This window comes from Streptomyces sp. 549 (genome assembly GCF_030124175.1).
Taxonomy (GTDB): Bacteria; Actinomycetota; Actinomycetes; order Streptomycetales; family Streptomycetaceae; genus Streptomyces.
The window spans coordinates 103,411-121,822 of sequence record NZ_JASKMT010000017.1 but is presented as its reverse complement, the minus strand read 5'-3'; the positions used below and the strand labels follow the sequence as shown (position 1 = coordinate 121,822).

Genomic DNA, 18,412 nt, shown 5'->3' with positions numbered 1-18,412 from the left:
CGCCATCCTCGCGGTCATGCAGAAACGATCTTCACTCCCCAGAGCGTAGATCGGAAACGCTCACTGGGATCGATTTCGTTGGCCAAGGCGTCACTTCCATCCCTTACGGACCGAAAGGTAAGGCTGCGTCACCTTCCGAGCGTAGGGCTACCCCTCCACTATTGGGTACAGAACGTGACGACTCGCGCACTCGCGGGCATCCCTGAGTTCGACAGGCAAGGACGGACAGACTGTGCTGACAGGAACGACCACCTCGGGCGAAGACCCGCGACCGGCCACCGAGGCGGCCTTCGCGGCGAATGCAGCCGAGTCCGGCCAGGAAGGGCTCGCCCAACCGCCCGCACTCGCGACCCGGTTCGCCTCCACGCCGCGAGGCGCGCAGTTCGCCCGGCGCCTGGCCGTGCGACGCATGAGGGAGTGGGGTTTCTCGCCGCTGTCGGACGCGTCGTGCACCGTCGCCCTCGTCGTGGGTGAACTCGCCGCGAACGCCGTGCAGCACGGCCGCGTGCGGGGCCATGTCTGCCGCCTGCGGCTCGTCCTCGACACGGTCTCCGGCCTTGTCCGGATCGAGGTCTGCGACGCAGCCGCCACCAGACGGCCGCCCATGGTGCCGCCCTCGTCCTCCCTCGACTGTGAGTCGGGCCGCGGCCTGCTCCTGGTCGACATCCTGTCCGTACGCTGGGGCTCCACGCCTCGCCACCCCGTCGGCAAGACCATCTGGGCGGAGGTCTCAACCAGGACGTCAGCTGTTTCCGCTACCTGAGTTGCGGCAAGCCGAGTCACATCAACGGGCCGGGTCGTCATCAACGGGGAGAGCCCAGCGATCTCTTGGACCCGATCGCCGCCGTCCTCGGCCTCCGGGGCGGGTCGCCGCCCTGGTTCGCCGACGGAACCGCGAGTCCGCGCTCCAGTTGCCGGCAAGGACGTCCCACAACGGCCCAGCGCGCCGTCCCGATCCCGCGATGTAGTCACCCTCAGCCGCATCCCAGCAGGTCAGCGCATCAACGTCCCAGAAGATCCCAGGGGCGAGGGAGAGTACGTCGAATCGGTTGGCCGCCTGACAGGATTTTCCCCGTCGGCGGGAACCAGCCTGCCGAGCTGCGCACGCACCAAGGAATACCTCTATGAAGAAGTTTGGGCGCGTCGGTCTGGTGGCCGCTACCACCCTAGTCAGCACGGGGCTTCTGTTCACCCAGACAGCCTCGGCCGTCGTCAAGGACACGAAGTGCACTCTGCACAACGCCGGATGGATCTACTGCGTGTACTACCAGCCCGCCAGTGTGCCCGCGCAGGGCAAGATCAGCGTGAAGCTGGTTTCCTCCGGCGGCAAGAAGGTGTCGCTGCGCCTCACTGACACCAGCGGCAATGCGCTTGCGACCAAGAAGCAGGTCTCACCGGGAGGCGGCTACACGCTCATTTGGAAGAACCCCAATGTCAACAAGAGCAAGCCGGTTCGAATCCAGGCGAAGCGGCACGCGGTGGTAGATGTAAAAGCGAACCTTCGCTACAAGTACTGATCCAAGATCCACACCGTGCAGACGGCGGGGTCGACCCCGAGTGGGCCGATCCCGCCGTGTTCGCCGCCGCCAGGGGCAGGTAGCGCTCACTGGTCAGCTCGTGCCGCATCAGGCAACGATGGTCCTGTCGTCAGGTGGTGGCGCCGAAGCGGTTGCGGGGGTGGTCGCGGGCGTTGCGACGGACGCGGGTGCGGGTGTGACTGCGGGGAGCCGGTCCAGAATGACGAAGTCCAGTTCCAGACAGGGATGTTGGAGCAGGTCCAGTGTCGTACCGGGGACGCAGATCAGGCGCAGGCGCCCGCGTCGGTCGCTGGTTCGGGCTCGGATGCGGTCGAGGAGCCGGACACCGGCACAGTCGATGAAGCCGACCGAGCGCAGATCGATCAACAGGTCGGCAGTGCCGGTGTGGGTGAGGGCGTCGAGGGATTCGGCGACGCCGATGGCGGTGCAGAGGTCGATCTCACCGCACAGGACCACCAGGGTGGAGTCCCCGTACGGGCGGACTTCTCGGACGCAGGCGGCGTCAGGGGGTGGGGTCATGGCGACCCATCTCTCCGGAGGCGGAGGTCCACAGGGACCGGCTGCCAACGGGGTCCGGGTCGGCACTACCGACAAGGCTAGCGGGCAGTCCCTGCCTACCGCCGGGTAAGTTCCGAAGAACTGCGGATGTGACGGCAATGCGGCTACGGCGACAGGACCGGACACCCTGGGGCGCAAGCCTCCCGGCAGACGGCACCGCCGGGCACGTCAGGAAGGTTCGCCTTCGTCGTCGTGCAGGTGCAGTCGGCGGGCCAGCACGTCACGGGCGACGTCCAGGAGAGACCGGTCGTGGCTGAAGGCGTGGCCGCGCAGCCGCACCAGGGCATGGTCGCATCCGGTTTCCAGCTGGGCCGCGAGCATGCCGGTGGCCTGGTGGACCTCCGCGAAGTGGAGGCCGGGATCGTCCGGCAGCGGAATGCCGGAGCTCTCGGCACGGGCGGCGACCGCGACGGTGACCCGTGCGACAGTGTCGGCCAGGCCGAAGGCGTCGGTGAGCTGTTCGGTGGTCAGCGCGCCGGGGCGGGCACGGTGGCCGGTGAGGGCACCAAGTGCGATGATCCCGATGCGCAGCGGGAAGGAGAACACCGCGCGCACGTCCAGTGCCTCGATGGCGCCCGACAGGCCGGGCCAGCGGTCGGTGGCGAACGCGGAGGTGTCGGCCACGTCCGGGAGCAGCATCGGGGCCCCGTGGTGGGCGGCGTCCAGGCTGGGGCCTTGGCCCTGGACGCGCTGCAGATCCTCCAGGGCGCGCGTGTGGTCACCGAACGACTGCACCAGTTCGGGAGCGTCGCCTCCCGGCGCCAGCAGCAGGGCGAGGCCGTCCAGACCGAGTATGTCCGCGCAGGCCGCGAGGGGCAGCGGTGCCAGGCCCGGCCCGGTGTGCGAACTGAGGGCGCGCAGGTAGTCGGCCATCGCCCGATGGGTCACCGAAGCCACCCCCCTGCGCACGTTGCGGGTGGCAGACAGATCAGGCGGCGGCCGGCCCACCAGTCAGCACCGATGGGCGGGCACATCACCGATCGCGCCGTTGCAGGAGGGACGGGTCGGCAGTGCCCTGAAGGATCTGGCGGGCAAGCTCGGTGAGCCGCATCTGGTGGTCCCGGGCGTGGTGGCGCATGAGGCTGAACGCCTCCTCGACGCCAGTGTCGCGGCGGTGCGCCAGATAGCCCTTGGCCTGTTCGATGAGGATGCGGCTGTCCAGGGCGGCCTGCAGTTGTGCGGTGACCGTCATCTGCTCGCTCACCGCGCGCTGTTGCAGCACGCCGATGGTGGCGGTGTCTGCCAGCGCCTGCCCCAGCCGCACCTGGGATTCGTCCAGCGGTCCAGGCCGGTCCCGGAACAGGTTCAGGGCCCCGATCACCTGGTCGTGCAGGCGGAGCGGGGCCGCGACGACAGAGGTGAAACCCGCCTCCACGGCCCGCGGCGCGAACCGCGGCCACCGCATCCGTGCCGCCAGGGTCTCCAGCTCCACGTCAGGCACCTGCTTCCTGGTCCGGAAGCAGTCCCGGCAGGGGCCCTCGTCCCATTCGATGCTGGCCAGCTCCAGCTGGCGGGTGCGCTCATCCGAGGCCGCGGCGTCCACCAGCTGACCGCTGGGAGTGGCGAGCAGCACGCCGGCCGCCGTCACGTCCAGCAGCGCCACGCAGTGCTCGGCGAGCGTGTGCAGGAATCCGATGACGTCGAAGTCCCGCACCAGCGTGTCCGCGAGGTCGACGAATGCGGCTGCCAACTGCGCCTCACGTGGAATCTCAGGCACGCCCCACTCACCTCCAAGGAATAGTCCGGAAAGAGCACCTCACAGGTGGCTGACTCCTGCTGCAACCACACTCGCCTCTTCAAGACGCAATTGCCAGCTAACCCGTGGGGCGCCTGGTCGCGAGAAGGAGGCAGATGGCGGCTGCGGGTGCGCCGAGCCCCCACCGGTCGACGGCATGACACCGACGGCCCGTGGAGCTCCGTGGCCGTCGCCTCCCGCCGATCGCGCCAACGGGAGCAGCCGCGCACCTCCCTCCGTCGCCCGCGCCGACGTCTGCGTACGGGTGGGCGCATCCGAGTCGGCCATGCCGCGCGCGATCCGCCCCCACGGTGGGTTCAACAGACCCGTCAGGGACGGAAGTCCACGAGTGAGGTCGCGGCGGCGCGGCCACCAGGCGCCGTCGAGCAGTCCGGAGAGCGGGCCCGGGGGCCGGAGCGAGAGGCGGACCGGTAGGTGACCGGAGAGCCTGGCGACCGGTCGGGTGGGCACGTGCCGCTCGGTGATCACCATCATGGCGTTGGCCTGTCCCCGGACCCGGTGGAGCTGGCCCGGCGTTACCGACCGAGAGAGATACCGGCAGAGCAGCCGATCAAGAAATGCCCTCGGTGCAGCCAGCGTACTCCTGCGACGGTCCCGGCCCCGCCGGTCCGACCGTCACCGGCGGACCTCTGCCTCGTTCCGGATGGGTCCAGGGACGGTCCACAGGGTCGGTACTCGGTCGGTACTCACCGCTGCCCCGGCATCGAACAGTGCCTACCGTCCTCGAAGCGCCTTATGGGCGCCGTACGCCTCGATGAATCCCTGAATCGTCCGCATGTCGTCCGCGAAGGGCTTGGATCGCCACTTTTCCTTTCTACCGTCGCGGTAGCTGAGGTCGACCCATACGGTAAGACGCACGATAGAGCTGTCAGAGAAGCTGCTTCCGCGCACCTGTAGCGTCATGTCAGCCAGTTCGTGGAAATCAACGACCGTCAGCGGCTTGCCTTCGTCCGTGTATTCGATGGCGCCGTCAGGGGTGATGACCAGCAGCGGGTCCGGATCACCCGCTGTCCCGCGAAGGAAGCCGGACACTTTGCCGCGCTTCTTGGTGAAGACGTGCCAATCCACCGGCACCGGACCGCGACGCGCCTGCTCAAGGATCACCAGCGGATCGGTCATATCGCCTCCCGTGCTTGTCGCCTTTCACATAGCGACTTCAACTGGCTGGCGCCCGCCGCGCCCGCCCTGGGTGTGGACGAAGCTTCTCAGGCTATGACGGGCCCCCGCCCACCGCGACCCGAAAGGCTGCGAACGGTACGGCGTGACCAACACGTCGCGAGCCGGCGCTGCAGGCCCTCCTCACGAACCATGGTCACCGCCCGTCAGATGAAGCTCCCCCGGGTCCTGGCCTGGACCGGGCTTTGAAGCCGTGCGGGATGTCCCACTCCCGGGCTGGTGGCATCCCAACTGCTGCGGGCCCTTGAGGCGCGGGTCGGGTCACACCTTCTTGACGACGATCGTGTCCGGGACCAGCTTCTCCAGGTCGTCGATGTCCGAGGTGAAGACGGTGACCTGCCCCTTCTGCTGTCGCGCGATCACGGCGAGCACGGCGAGCACGGCGTCGATCGCGTACTTGTGGCCGTGCAACTTGGCGTCGGCCAGGAGCCGGCGTGCCTGACGGGCCTCGTCCTTCCCGATGTCGACGACCTGAAGCCGGGACAGTACCCAGTCCCAGCGTTGTTCCGTCGTTCTGCCGTCGTACGCCTCAACCAGGATCATCGGCGACGTCACCACAGCACACCGGACGAGGCCCTGGCGGACCGACCCACACACCTCACACGGCATGCACTCCAGAACCCGGAACTGACCGGGATGACCCGCCGGCAGCTCGGCCAAGTCATCGACGCGTTGATTCCAGAGATGGAGATTCAGCGTGAGCGAGTACTCCGTACGCGTCGAGGCCACGAGCGCCTGGTTGCCCCCGACGCAGGTGCCAAAGCCAAGCTCACATCAGTTGACCGAGTCCTGGCCACCGTGCTCCACCTGCGAAAACTCGCGCCCATGGAGCTCCTGGGTCAGCGCTTCAACACCACCGCCATGACCATCAGCCGCGCAGCGCAAGACGTCCGACCGCTCCTGGAAGCGCATGGCGTCCACCTCACCCCCTCAACCGCCCGTTTCCACACACCGGAAGACGTCGCCAGGTTCCTCGACACCGACGAAACCAAGATCAAACCGGCGTGTTGATTCCCGGCAAGCCCTAAAGAACCGCCCGATCGCTGAGTCGGCCGTAACCGACGGCGTGGAGCGGGAAGCAGACCAACGCCCAGGTCAGCCCCGCAAGAAGGAATGGATCGCCGATGCAATAGCTGTGCCCAGAGGGATGGGCACAGCATTGCCGATCTGCCGTGCGATCTCAGTCTTCGATCCACACCAGCGGAAGTCGAGGGGGAATCCCTGGATGCGGGCAGCCTCGTAATGGGTGATCGGGCGCGGTTCCGTCGGGTGAAGGTAACGCCCCTTTTCCGGCTTGAAGAACTCCGTTCGGATGGTCACGGAGGGTTCGCCGAGTCGGAGACGGCCCATCACGTCCCCGGTGCCGGTGGTGTGGTTGTCCCAGCTTTCGGTCGACAGATACCTGACCGCAGTCTTCACTCCTACAGGGTTGTCCGTGTCGAAGATGCGGATCTCACCACGCTCGGTGACCGTGAACCACTTCTCGCGGAGATCCTTGCGATTACCGCCGGCAGGAATCACGCGGTAGCGGGCCAGAGAAAGAGGTTCCGGGTTGCGGCCAATATGAAGGTCACCGGTACTGAAGGGGCCGGGGAGAACCGAGTTGACCTCTTCGATGTAATCCTTGACATCCGGCAGTTCGGTTCCTCCGATCGTGAGCCGGGAGGATTCGTTCAGCACGCTGTCCACGGCTTGCCAGTACGAAGACACCACGGCAACACCGTCGAGTGGGCGGGGAAGCGCTGCGGACGACTTTCGCTCCCGAGGGCGCCTGACATGTGTCGTCGAGGGGTAGGACAGCGTGCGCCCGTCTCCGGCGTCACGACGGACACCGATGACAATGGCCCTCCGGCGGGATTGCACCGATCCGTAATTCGCGGAATTCAGGAGATAGCGCTTGACTTTTTCCTCGTGCGTCTCACCCGGTCGATGGCCAGGCGGATCGACCAAGCGGTAGTCGGCCAGCTTGCCCCCTTTCTCGACCTCCCGCAACAGGTTGCAGAACTCATCCGACTTGACAAAACGATCGACGTTCTCGATCACGAACACCTTGGGACGGATCTCGGCGACGATACGGACGTACTCCTCCCAGAGCCGATTGCGCTCGGACCCCTTCTTGTCGCGGTTCAGGGCAGAAAATCCCTGGCAGGGGGGGCCGCCGACCACAACGTCCGCGTGGAGTGCTTCGGGTGTCGGTTTCCAGTCCTCGATGTCACCGAAGTGGATCCGACTGGGAGGAAGTGCTGTGTCTCGTCTGCCGCTGCCGAAGTTCATGGCGAAGGTGGCAGCCGCGGAGCGATCGTGCTCGACCGCCGCGATGCTCCGAAAGACCGGACCCGCTTGGTGGCGGCCCTCCGGACGGAACTCGTGAAACCCTTGAGTGAAGCCCCCGCAACCGCTGAAGAGGTCAACAACCGTGATGGGCTCCGGGGTGACCGGTCCAGGCGCGTGCATGGGGCGATCCTAGCTGTCGAGAGCGGCGGCGAGAGCCCGTCCCACGGCTGCAGCCAGCGGCGGTGGCATGGCGTGACCGATCTGACGGTAGCGTGACGTTTTGCCGCCGAAGAACCGCCAGTCCTCGGGGATCGACTGCACCATCGCGGCCTGGTCGACAGTGAGCCTGGGCTGCCCCTCAGCGGGAAAGTGCACATCCGGGGGCACATCACCGAGGCTGAGCCCGTTCACTCCCAGCCCTGCCCACGCCTTCTTGCTACCGGTCGGTCCGAGATCGGCCCCACCACGGCGATCCGAACCCCCGACGAGCGGGGGCGCCGCACGGTTCGCATTCCTGATCCACCGTGCCGCGCCCGGCCAACCCAGCGCAGACATGGAGGGTCCGAGGACCTCACCCACCGTCGGCGGAGGGGAGCCATCGGGTGCAGGCCAGGAGAACCGGGAGAAATACGGTTCCCGCAGGGCCACCAGGAACCCGCTCCTGCGATTCTGCGGAACTCCGAAATCTGCGGCGTTGAGCACCCGCCAGTCCGAACGATAGCCGGCTTCGAGGAGTCGCATTTCGATGACCGATCGATCGTCCGCGAATTCAGTGCTCTCGACCAGGTCAGGGAGATTTTCCAGGAGAAGTGCCCTCGGCGCCATGTCGCACGCCAGCGCAACCGCCGCAAAGAGCACCCTGCGCTCCTCGGAGTCATCGCTGCGGCCGGCAGCAGCCACGGAGGCCACACGCGGCAGGCCACCACTGAGCAGATCGACCCCTACCGTCTCAGGGCGGACGCTCGGCTGGAAGTCCGCGACATCCATACAGATCACGTCCCAGTCGGGCCTGTTGAGATCGATCGTGAAGCAGGCATCGGCCTTGATGTCGATCAACAGGACGGGATCGAACCCGGCACGCTCCAATCCGAGCGCCTGGGCTCCCGCGCCGGCGCAGATCTCGACCGAACTGAAACGGCGGCCTTCTGTCGGCCCGGTCGACTCGACCTCGAGTCCTTCCGTGGGTGCGAAGAGGCGCCGGATCAGGGAGGTACCCGTCGACGGTGTCGGTCCGGACCTCTCGCGGCCTCCCTCGTCCACCCGGGCCGGCGCCAGGCGTTGAGCGTGGACGGATTCCTGGGCGACCGCTGCCAACTCCGCATCAAGCGCGTGCTCTTCCAGGGCATCGAAGAGAACGAACGGCGCGAGACGCAGCAGCCTCTTGAGGAAGTCCTGAAGTGCCTTTCGTTCGTTCAGACCGGTCAGGTCCAAATCGTCCCACACACGGAGGATGGCGCGCACCAGATGGGGGCTGCCGCCGAGTGCCGCGCGGCGTGCGTAGATCTGGTCGAACGCCGCCTCGCCGAGGATGGCCAGGGCTCCGTAGGGATCGGTACTGTCGGGAGCTCGGACGAGTTGGGCACGCCACCACAGCCGTCCGAACACGTGCCGGGTAAGGTCCGTGGCGAGCAACCGGTCCTTGGGCGGCTTCGGGTAGCGCCAATGGGCGACGTCCGGAAGCAGGACGAGTGCCAGGAAGGCCCACACGTCACGGGACGCCGCCTCGGCCGGGACCATGCCCGTCCCTGCATGCAGCAGTGCGGCGAGCCGCAGGTCGAACTCGGCGTTCCGGGAACGGTCGGACTCGCCAGGGAACCCGGCCTCCTCCGCCAGCGCCACCACCTCGGCGCGAAGTTTCTTCAGTTGAGCCGTGGACACACGATCGCCGCCGGTGGCCACGTACACCGCGGAGTCATGCGACTCAGCAACCCGACCGGTGAGTTCGGAGATCGAGAGCTGTTGGTATTCCTCGTAGAGCGGGCGAGCCTGGTCGACGAGGAGCCGAGGGTACAGGAAACTCATCGCGAAACCTCGAACATCTTGACCGCCGCTTGGAGGTCGGAGGCGAACAGCGCGGGTGACTGGCTCCGGCGCAGGCGGAGATCGTTGATCGACTGTCCCGGGAAGAGCCGGTCGAACAAGCTGAGCAGGGTGGCCCCCAACGACCCCTCCGGGAAGTCGGCGTCCTCGGCGAACTCGTCGGTGCCCAGCGCGTGCTCGACCATGGTCCGGGCTGTGTCGGCATACACCGCCGAAAGGACGATCCGATCGGCCAGCCGAGGCTTACCGGCGTTCTCGAAGGCCCCGGCGGTGATCAGGTTCCGCTCATTCACCAGAAGAAGCAGCGAGCCCATGGTGGCGCTTGCCAGCCCCCCGCTGATCTGCAGATGCCAAGCGGCATCGTCCGGGAAGGAAGTGCGCGAGAAGTCGATCACCGCCATGGGGAACTGAGGAGCATCACCCTGGAGGCGGAGCGACTCGCGCCGGCTCCACAGAATGGACCCGGCTCTCCGGGGAGAGGACGGACGGGCGTCGGTGCGCCGCTCCGCGAGCACCAGCACGGTGTCGAGGATGAGAAGGCCTCCGAGGTCCGCTCCTGAAAGCGTGACGTCCAGGACAACGGTGGTCGTGGCGGAGCCGGTCAGACGTACGCGTTGCGCGGGGCCGCTGAGATTGGATCCAGTGGCGGTCCACACGGTGGCGAGCACGAGCGCCGTGCCACTCGGGAGACCCGACTGGGCGCGAGCCTCATCGAGATCGACCTGGACACTCCTGCGCAGGCGGATGTCCATGCGGTAGTCCCAGTCCGGCAGCGACTCCGGCAGGGGCACCTCGCCGTCCTCGGTCACGAGTGACCAGCCGCTCGCGACGACGATGTCCTCGGACGGAGACCGGTACGGAAGCACACGTCGGGTCATGGGGTCTGCACCGCCTCGACCTTGACCGTGATCTCGGTCATGGTGTCGGGAGCCGGACGGACCAACGCGCGCCACACCGACTCACCGCCCCCGATCACGCATGTCTCGGAGGTGGTCAGACGCCCACCAGCGTCCTCCCACCCGACGAGCGTGGGCATGCTGGCGCCGACCGGGGGGTCCGTCTCACGGCCGCCGGTGCCGGGGAGCGTGACGGCGAGATCGACGCGAACCCGCTGCGGCCCGGAAACCGGCAGGCAGAATTCCTGGACGAGAAAGGAGTCCTCGCCTCGATCGTCGAAGTAGGGATCGCCGACATACTGGACACGCGGACGCCTGCGGACGGCACCCTCCGTCCCGCGGCTCGGCGCAGTCGGGTCGGTCGACGGGTCAACGGCACTGCTGTGGTCCGACGGGAACGCCGTTCGCGCGTCGGGAGTGAGTCCTCCGGCCGTGGTTCCGGGGTCCGCGCTCCCCGGGCCGGTCCGGGGAGGACGTCTGACAGTGCTGCCCGGTTTCGAGTACGCGGTGTCGCCTCCCGTTCCCCACGCACCGCCGACCAGGCCCGAGAAGAAAGTACTGGCTGCCCCCAACGCGACCTCACTGCTGCCGGGGCGTGCGACACCACCGAGTGTGAGCAGACCTTCCAGCGCTTCCGAGAGGCGTCGGAACGTCGTCTGCACGAAGGTGCTCTCGGGCCTCTCCAGCGACTGGGGATGCCAAGCATCGTGTGTGGGAGGTTCCGCCTTCGCATAGATCTCGTCCATCGACTTGTCCGCCCGGAAGACTCCCGCGTACCCGAGGTTCTCACTCGGAGGCTTCGGGCCGGCGTGATAGGTGACGACCAGTTCGGCGGGCCTCATCAGGCATACGTGGTGCACGAGGTCCTCCACCCCGAGCATGCGGGATGCACGGGACGGTTCCAGGGGCGGCATCGTCCGCTTGACCAGACCGAGTCGCCCCAAATGACGCTTCGGATTACCGCATGCGAGATCCTGACCGTCCGGGCCGCTCATTTTCGCGTGGGCAGAAACGAACAGGTTCAGCGGTCGTGTCTCGCGGGGGTCAGGTACCGGATGAGGCATGCCGTTGCAGCGGACGGAGAAACGCATGGCCGGCGGCGCGGCCCCGTGGGAGAGCATCTTCGGCCAGAGGTGCCAGGATATTGTCTCGGCAAGGTAGTCGGCTGCTGCGTGGGGTTCCAGCTCGTCGAGATGCGGATCGACCACCACGATGCTGGTACCGGTCTCGTCCTCCCCGAAAGGCTTGAGGCCCAGGCGTCGAGCCACCGCCTCCGCCTCCCGTCCGATCAGGGGCTCGACGAGGTCACCTGAGGTGTCACCCCACCAGTGCCGGCCCGTGTGGCGCCGATCGCCCCGGGCCCCGGAGGCGACGTAGCTCTTCCACAGAGCACAGCCGATCAACCTGGTCTCCAGACCTCGCGCCGTCCGGCATCGCGAATGCACGAGCACCGTCCCGGACTTCGACAACAGGTAGAAGATGCCTTTGCCGAATCCGTAGGTGCCACCGCCCAATGGTGTTTCCCGCGGTTCGCCGATGTTGCGGACGAAGGAAACGAAGTCACGATCGGGACCCACTGCCGTATCGGCCCGCGTCGGTCCCCCCAACCCCCTGGTGCCTCTGTCCGAGACGGCGAGGACCTGGATCGTGCCCCGTTTGAGGCTGTCGTGCAGGGGAAAGGCCTTCGTTGCGGGAGGTGCACCTGCGAGCAGCAACTCACGCCATGCGTTGGCGTGCCCCGCGCCGACCGTCCAGATGTCGATGCCGTAGTCGACCACGTCGGCGGACCCCGGGCGCCGGGCGTCCCAACTGTTCTGGGCGGACTCACGGACCAAGATCGTGAGCAGGTCCAGCTCGGGGCGACCGAGCTGGTTGCGGATGCCCTCGGCAGCACTTGCGCCCTCCGGCGGGTAGGGCTGGGAGAACCAACGGGGCGCCGTCACACGGACTCCTCGAGCATTGCATCGATGATCTGCGAGATCTCATCCGGTGGCAGGGCCGGCGGCGTCCTCCCGGACAGGTCGATCGTGTACTCGACGTCCAGCACCGACACCGGCACACCGGCGGCGACAAGGTCCCGGCCCGTCAGGCCGGGGAAGCCGGCATCGACCCGGTACCAACACTCCTCGGCGACGACGAAGCGCACCTCGTGGTAGACGCCCATCTGGGACGCGTGATACCCGATGGCTGCGAGCAGCCCGATCAGCGCGGACTCGTCGTCGCACAGACCTCGGGCCCGATCGACCAGGTCCGGAAGGGCGGTACCGGATGCTCCGGCACGCTGCAGTCGGAACCAGACGAGGCCGAGTGTGCCGCCCTCGGGCGCCTCGAGCTGGTCGAGCCCATGGATCCGCGGCCTCCGCCCTTCCCTGGCAAGCCCGGACTTGACTTCGACGGCGTTCGTCGCGGCGGAGAAGTCGTGACGATGGCCGGTGGGCCCGAGCCAGAGCCGGTGCGCACTCGGGTCCCTTTCGAGCAAGCGGTTGAGAAGCGTCAACTCGCCGAACAGGCCGGCAAGCTGCTCGACACTCAACGGAGGCCCCTGCGTTTGGAAGAGCGCCTTCCATCGATCCAGAACTCCGTAGAGGGCTCTGACCGGGTTCCCGGGCGAGGCCTTCACGGCCTCCAGCACATCGACGCACATGTCCGTGAACAGATCGTCGAGGTCAGACCTGAGGCAGGCCAGATCGACGTAGTGCTGATACGTGTCCGCGTCCTCGAGCGGACGCTTGCGCATGTGCAGCACGGGGCCGTCCAGCCCTCGTCGTACCTTGCGGTTCGCGTGGATCGGAACCAACAGGTGGCGGTGCCCTCCGTGGTCGACGGCAACGGCCAGCGGTCCCTGGGCGCCCACGGCGGGCAGCTCGGAGACTCGCATGCGCCGCTCGTGGGACACCTGCTCGGCGTCGAGTGCGGCCCACTTCGTGTCGAGAAGTCGACGCAGTGCGTCCTCGCTCATGCCTCCTCACTGTCGAGGGCGCTGTAGTCCTCATCCTCGATCCGTACGTTGGCAAGGTCCGCGGAGATGTACTTCTCCACTGCGCTGTCCTCGTGCGTCGGCTTGGGGAACACCAGCCCGATGCCGATGACGTGCTCCTCGGCGTTCAACGGTGCACGCAGCTTCTTCGACGGGGTCGGCGCGGACACCTTGTCGATGGGGTAGAGGACCAGAAGGCCGGTGTTCGGCAGGAGACGGCGACGCAGTTCCATGATGCCGTCGTCCGTCAGACTCCCCACGTCACCCTCCAGATCCACACCTGCATCACGGCGGCTCATCAGGGTCTTGATGTCGGCGAAGTCCGGAACCGGGTTGGTGACGGCCAGCCGGGCGCGGGTGTTGAGGCCGACGGATACCCCGGGCGCGAACGCGAAGTCCTCACCCTTCGGATTGCCGACGATCGCCACGTTCCACCGCTGCAGGGAGCCGACGGTGGAGACACGCTTGCGAATGTAACTGATAATCAGGTCGGCGTCGTTCTCCGGGGACCTTTCGTGGAACTTGTAGGACGACAAGAAGTGGATCACAAGGTCGTGGGGCACCTCGTGGAAGACGTATCGCCCATCGGCAGGGCGCTCGTCGACCGTGCTTGCATGCGCGAGGGACGAGGCGACCAAGGCGCGAGCCGCGGCGATGTTCTCGATCAGCCACTCCGCATCGGTGTGGAAGTAGTGAGTCTGCACCCGCTTCCCGCCGTACGAGGAGGCCGCCGTGATCGCGTCTCGCATCTTCGCTGCAGCGGTCACGCGCAGAGCAGGGTGCGTGCGCAGCCGGACAGCGAAGGTGAGCGGGGTCTCATCCTCGGTCATGTACACATCGATGTCACGGCGCATCTCGGTCTCGACCGTGGCCAGATGCCGAAACCACTCCGCCAACTCGTCCGTCATCCAGATGCGGGGCAGATCGGCGTACCCGTTCCGGAAGCCGAACCAACGACCCATCTGCAGGAGGGTGTCGTACGCCGAGACGGCTCGGACGAAGTAGCTGACCGACAGTCCTTCCAAGGTCAGACCTCGGGACAGCGTGTTGCCGCCCACCGCGATGGCCACGACAGGACCGTTCTCGTAGTCCAGGCGATCCTCGCTGCTCGAGTTGTCCATGATGACGCGGCAGCTACGGAGAACTCCGGGAAGTTCTTCGACCAATCGCTCGAACTCCACGCGTGTCTCGCCGAATTCCTCCGCCGGGACCCGTGCGTTCTCCTGCTCCCAGAGATCACGCAGCCGGGCGAGGTGGGCGGGATCCTCGAGTGACCGGGCAGCAGTGTCGCGGAGATGCTGCAACGGCCTCTTGAAACTGTTGTGCACAGAGGTGTTGACGCTGGTGTGGATCAACATCGTGTTGTGCGGATTACCGGTGCCCCGGACACGGCGAGCAGCTGTGACCAGCCAGAAGTACTCCACCGCAGCCCGGAGGGTTTCAGTGATGAAGGGCTCGAACTCTTCGACGTCGGCCTTTGTCTCCGGGCGTACGCACGAGACCTCGGCCTCAGGAATCGACCGGATCATGTCATGCCCGTCGTCGACCTGCTCCGGGTCCTCGCCGTCGAGCGCGTACCGCCCGAACAGAACCTCCGTCCCGAAGTGACCAGTGGGCTTGGGGAGGTTGACGACGAAGTCCTTGGGATAAAGGTTCTGAGCACTCGGGTCGATGAGCAGGTTGGCGAACGGAGAGGCCGTGTACCCGACGTAGGCGGACCTCGGCAGGCTGGCCATGATGCTGAGGATGAGCGGGTTGATCGACTTCGTGGCGACAGTGGCCTGGTCGGCCTCGTCATCGATGATCAGGGCCGGGCAGTCCCCGAGATAGTCGGATGCCTTCGCCAACCAGCGGGCGAGCTTGCGCAGGACCGTGGCGTTCTTCTTCACCACGCAGAGAACGTGGGTCTTGTTGCTCTTTCCGAAGTACGAGGCCGGATTCTCCGTCGGCGTGAAGTCCTTTTCGAGACCTGTCAGCTGCGACCAGAGCGCGGGATTCGGTTCCACCAGCTGCTGCACAAGGCGGGCTTGTGTCTGGCGCCGAAGACCGTTGTGGATGCCCGCCAGGACGATGAACAGCTTGTAACCACGATCCGCGGCCTTCGCCATGACGGACGTGAAGTTCGTGGTCTTTCCCGACTGCACGTAGCCCACCACCAGTCCCCTGGTGGAGAACGACTTCTCCTTCGGGTGGTTCAGCAGCGAGACGACACGGGTCGAGGAATTGTCGAGATCGTCGATCGCAGGGGACTGCGGCCAGCCGTCCTTGCGCAGCTCCTCCACGATCGCCGGCCAACACTTGTCCTTGGTCTGCGGCCCGGTGTACCAGGTGTCCCGGTTGCCGAGGACCACTGCGTGCGGTTCCTCGAGCTCCTTGATGCGGAGCGTCTCCTGCTCGTGCCGCTCGCGGACCCGCTCGATGATGTCCTGCGGAATCCTGAGCTGCTCCATGCGCTTGACCGCTTCAGGAGGGGAGAACAGGTCCAGGAACGCCTTGAATGTGTCGTAATTGTCATCGAATGCGTCCGACATGGCCTTCGGCTTCCCCCGCTCTCTTTCGCCGGGGCCCGAACCGGCCCCCGGCGCCGTGCGCCCACCCCGGGCGCCCTTGCCGTGGACGACAGCCCCCGGAGCGCGTACCGGCACGTTACTTATACAACGTCGGCCCACGTGGTTGTCGAACTTCCGACCCAAGCGGTGCAGGCCGTCCCGAGCACGCTCGGCCTGCTGCTCAGCCGCACGCGGCGGGCGACGCATCACCGTCGAGCGCGGGGTGTGTGCGCCCCTGACGACCGTCTTGAGTCGACGGCCAGGGCGATCCGCCGTGCGGCATCGTCCGCCGGCTCATGCTCCCAGAACCGGAGGACCATCCACCCCTCGGAGAGCAGATGCTCCGTCGTCTCACGATCGCGCGCCATGTTCCGGTCGAGCTTGGAGCGCCACCATTCCGCGTTCGCCCGCGGGCTTGTGGCGTGGACCGGACAGCCGTGCCAGAAACAGCCATCGAAGAAGATCGCGACCCTGAGGCCTCCGAATGCGACATCGATCGTCCGACGCGGCATGCCAGGTACCCGCACGTGCAGCCGATACCGAAGCCCGCGGCCGTGCAACAAGCGTCGAACAGCCAGTTCCTGTGCCGTGTCTCGGGACGGCTGACGACTCATGCGCGATGCCACAGCCGGCGTCGATGCTGTCGGTGCCATGAGCCCAGTCTGGCACCGACAGAACGTGGGCCCGATCCCTGCCCAGAGAGGCGCGGATCTCGCGGAGCGACACTGAGCGATGCCCCTGCCGTGAACCCGTGTCGCCCTCACAAACCACTCAGGGGCCCGACCCGCTCTCGCGGATCAGGCCCCTGACCTGGTGTTTCCTCTGTCGGGGTGGCGGGATTTGAACCCACGACCTCTTCGTCCCGAACGAAGCGCGCTGCCAAGCTGCGCCACACCCCGAAGCAACGAGCATTACTTTAGCCCACCGTGGCGCTGGCGCGAAATCCGGTTTCGGGGCGGTGACGGCCGGGCCCCGACCGGGTCGTGGAAGGGCGCGGGGTTGCCCGGGGACGGTCCGGGAGCGGGTACTCAGGGGCGTTCGGTGAGGGTGAGCAGGGTGGCTTCCGGAGGGCAGGCGAAGCGCATGGGGGTGTAGCGGTTGGCGCCGCAGCCGGCGGAGACGTGCAGGTAGGCGCGGTGGCCGCCGGCGTGGTGGGCGGAGAGGCCCTGCACCCGCGCGGTGTCGAGGTCGCAGTTGGTGACGAGGGCGCCGTAGAAGGGGATGCGGAGCTGGCCGCCGTGGGTGTGCCCGGCGAGGATCAGCGGGTAGCCGTCGGCGGCGAAGGCGTCGAGGGCCCGCAGATAGGGGGCGTGGACCACGGCGAGTGAGGCGTCGGCGTCCGGGTCGGGGCCGCCGGCGACCTCGCCGTAGCGGTCGCGCTTGATGTGCGGGTCGTCGAGGCCGGTCAGAGCCAGGTCGCCGCTCTCCAGTTTGAGGCGCCCACGGGTGTTGGTGAGCCCCACCCAGCCTGCCGCCTCGAAGGTGTCCCGCATCGGCTCCCACGGGTTGTGGACGGCGCCGACCACGGGCGGGTTGCCGTTGAGGCCGTGCCGGCCGCTGGCCTTCTCCAGGAGGTACCGTCCGGGGTTTCGCGGCCGGGGGCCGTAGTAGTCGTTGGACCCGAACACGTAGGCGCCGGGGAACTCCATCAGCGGGCCGAGCGCGTCGAGCAGCTCAGGCACGGCCTCCGGGTCGGAGAGGTTGTCGCCGGTGTTGACGACCAGGTCGGGGCGGAGGCCGGCGAGCGACTGGAGCCACCGCTGCTTCCTGCGCTGGCCGCTCACCATGTGGATGTCGGACACCTGCAGCAGCCGCAGCGGGCGCATGCCCGGGGGCAGCACCGGGACGGTGACTCGTCGCAGCCGGAAGAGGCGGGGCTCCACCGCCACCGCGTAGCCGGCGCAGGCCGCGCCAAGTGCCGTGATGCCCAGGGGAAGTCCGTATCGCGCGCGCATCCTCCCATCGTCGCAGAAGCCCGCCGTCCGTACGGCGCCGCCCGGCGGCGAGGACCACCGCGTTCGACGGCGACGGCGGCGGGGAAGGGAAGGGGCCGGGACGGGGAAGGGGCGGGACCGGGGCGCCCCAGGACGCGCTGGACGCCTGTCAGGGGCGGGCGGCGCGGGGTGTACACGGGGTATATCGGTACGGCGGACGGGGTGGATGCTGGCAGACTGGCTGCCATGACCACGCTCAAGGCGAAGCTGAAGGACGACCTGACCGCCGCGATCAGGGCGCGTGACGAACTGCGCTCCTCGACGCTGCGGCTCACGCTGACCGCTGTCCAGAAGGAAGAGGTCGCGGGGACGACGGCGCGGGAGCTGTCCGACGACGAGGTCGAGAAGATCGTCGCGCGGGAGGCGAAGAAGCGCCGGGAGGCCGCCGAGGCGTTCACCCAGGGCGGCCGGGCGGAGTCCGCCGAGCGGGAGCTGGCCGAGGGCGAGGTGCTGGCGGAGTACCTGCCGAAGCCGCTGTCCGACGACGAGCTGAACTCCCTCGTCGCCGACGCCGTCGCGGAGGCCCGGGCGGGCGGGGCCGAGGGGCCGCGAGCGATGGGTGCCGTGATGAAGATCGTGAACCCGCGCATCGCCGGGCGGGCCGACGGCGGCCGGGTGGCCGCCGCGGTCAAGCGCGCGCTCGCGGGCTGAAGC

At 67.4% G+C, this 18,412-nt stretch carries 17 protein-coding genes, 1 tRNA gene and 1 pseudogene; 4 read left to right on the top strand and 15 right to left on the bottom strand.

Going from position 1 to position 18,412, the window contains the following annotated elements:
• Positions 1-232: 232 nt before the first annotated feature.
• Both QNO07_RS19220 and QNO07_RS19215 read left to right on the top strand, forming a co-directional pair.
• Positions 233-763: an ATP-binding protein gene (locus tag QNO07_RS19220; RefSeq protein WP_283993409.1), complete on the top strand. Its 531-nt coding sequence runs from the start codon at positions 233-235 to the stop codon at positions 761-763.
• 361 nt (positions 764-1,124) lie between these two features.
• Positions 1,125-1,517: a hypothetical protein gene (locus tag QNO07_RS19215; protein ID WP_283993408.1), complete on the top strand. Its 393-nt coding sequence runs from the start codon at positions 1,125-1,127 to the stop codon at positions 1,515-1,517.
• Between the two features lie 108 nt (positions 1,518-1,625).
• Here the strand turns inward: QNO07_RS19215 and QNO07_RS19210 are convergent, their stop codons facing one another.
• From QNO07_RS19210 to QNO07_RS19185, 6 genes are all read right to left on the bottom strand, one after another.
• Positions 1,626-2,057: an STAS domain-containing protein gene (locus QNO07_RS19210; RefSeq protein ID WP_283993407.1), complete on the bottom strand. Its 432-nt coding sequence runs from the start codon at positions 2,055-2,057 to the stop codon at positions 1,626-1,628.
• 207 nt (positions 2,058-2,264) lie between these two features.
• Positions 2,265-2,984: an ANTAR domain-containing protein gene (locus QNO07_RS19205; protein WP_283993406.1), complete on the bottom strand. Its 720-nt coding sequence runs from the start codon at positions 2,982-2,984 to the stop codon at positions 2,265-2,267.
• 85 nt (positions 2,985-3,069) lie between these two features.
• Positions 3,070-3,813, bottom strand: a complete 744-nt coding sequence (locus QNO07_RS19200; protein WP_283993405.1) for a GAF and ANTAR domain-containing protein — start codon at positions 3,811-3,813, stop codon at positions 3,070-3,072.
• A gap of 39 nt (positions 3,814-3,852) precedes the next feature.
• Positions 3,853-4,323: a DUF5994 family protein gene (locus tag QNO07_RS19195; RefSeq protein WP_349636854.1), complete on the bottom strand. Its 471-nt coding sequence runs from the start codon at positions 4,321-4,323 to the stop codon at positions 3,853-3,855.
• Positions 4,324-4,566: 243 nt separating this feature from the next.
• Positions 4,567-4,971 carry a hypothetical protein gene (locus QNO07_RS19190; RefSeq protein WP_283993402.1) on the bottom strand — a complete coding sequence of 135 codons (405 nt, stop codon included), beginning with the start codon at positions 4,969-4,971 and terminating at the stop codon, positions 4,567-4,569.
• A 318-nt stretch (positions 4,972-5,289) separates the two neighbouring features.
• Positions 5,290-5,571, bottom strand: a complete 282-nt coding sequence (locus tag QNO07_RS19185; RefSeq protein WP_283993401.1) for a hypothetical protein — start codon at positions 5,569-5,571, stop codon at positions 5,290-5,292.
• Positions 5,572-5,586: 15 nt separating this feature from the next.
• On the opposite strand from QNO07_RS19185, the pseudogene QNO07_RS19180 reads away from it, so the two are divergent.
• Positions 5,587-6,039 (top strand): annotated as a pseudogene (locus QNO07_RS19180) (transposase family protein); the annotation flags it as partial.
• 84 nt (positions 6,040-6,123) lie between these two features.
• On the opposite strand, the gene QNO07_RS19175 reads toward QNO07_RS19180, so the two are convergent.
• From QNO07_RS19175 to QNO07_RS19130, 9 genes are all read right to left on the bottom strand, one after another.
• Positions 6,124-7,482, bottom strand: a complete 1,359-nt coding sequence (locus QNO07_RS19175; protein WP_283993399.1) for a DNA cytosine methyltransferase — start codon at positions 7,480-7,482, stop codon at positions 6,124-6,126.
• 9 nt (positions 7,483-7,491) lie between these two features.
• Complete coding sequence (locus QNO07_RS27580; RefSeq protein WP_349636852.1) at positions 7,492-9,324, bottom strand: DNA cytosine methyltransferase; 1,833 nt, start codon at positions 9,322-9,324, stop codon at positions 7,492-7,494.
• On the bottom strand, positions 9,321-10,220 hold the full coding sequence (locus QNO07_RS19160) for a hypothetical protein (protein WP_283993398.1): 900 nt from the start codon (positions 10,218-10,220) through the stop codon (positions 9,321-9,323). The genes QNO07_RS27580 and QNO07_RS19160 overlap by 4 nt, the downstream gene beginning before the upstream one ends.
• Positions 10,217-12,181 (bottom strand): hypothetical protein, encoded by a 1,965-nt coding sequence (locus tag QNO07_RS19155; RefSeq protein ID WP_283993397.1) that lies wholly within the window; start codon positions 12,179-12,181, stop codon positions 10,217-10,219. Before QNO07_RS19155 ends, QNO07_RS19160 begins: the two co-directional genes overlap by 4 nt.
• Positions 12,178-13,197, bottom strand: a complete 1,020-nt coding sequence (locus QNO07_RS19150) for a PD-(D/E)XK motif protein (protein ID WP_283993395.1) — start codon at positions 13,195-13,197, stop codon at positions 12,178-12,180. Before QNO07_RS19150 ends, QNO07_RS19155 begins: the two co-directional genes overlap by 4 nt.
• On the bottom strand, positions 13,194-15,746 hold the full coding sequence (locus QNO07_RS19145) for a Z1 domain-containing protein (protein ID WP_283993394.1): 2,553 nt from the start codon (positions 15,744-15,746) through the stop codon (positions 13,194-13,196). Before QNO07_RS19145 ends, QNO07_RS19150 begins: the two co-directional genes overlap by 4 nt.
• A gap of 224 nt (positions 15,747-15,970) precedes the next feature.
• Entirely contained in the window at positions 15,971-16,417 is a 447-nt protein-coding gene (locus tag QNO07_RS19140; protein WP_283993392.1) for a very short patch repair endonuclease, read from the bottom strand.
• 172 nt (positions 16,418-16,589) lie between these two features.
• Positions 16,590-16,663 (bottom strand) — tRNA-Pro (locus tag QNO07_RS19135).
• Positions 16,664-16,792: 129 nt separating this feature from the next.
• Positions 16,793-17,719, bottom strand: a complete 927-nt coding sequence (locus QNO07_RS19130) for a metallophosphoesterase (protein WP_283993391.1) — start codon at positions 17,717-17,719, stop codon at positions 16,793-16,795.
• 225 nt (positions 17,720-17,944) lie between these two features.
• On the opposite strand from QNO07_RS19130, the gene QNO07_RS19125 reads away from it, so the two are divergent.
• Positions 17,945-18,409 (top strand): GatB/YqeY domain-containing protein, encoded by a 465-nt coding sequence (locus QNO07_RS19125; RefSeq protein ID WP_283993390.1) that lies wholly within the window; start codon positions 17,945-17,947, stop codon positions 18,407-18,409.
• The last annotated feature ends 3 nt before the right edge of the window (positions 18,410-18,412 follow it).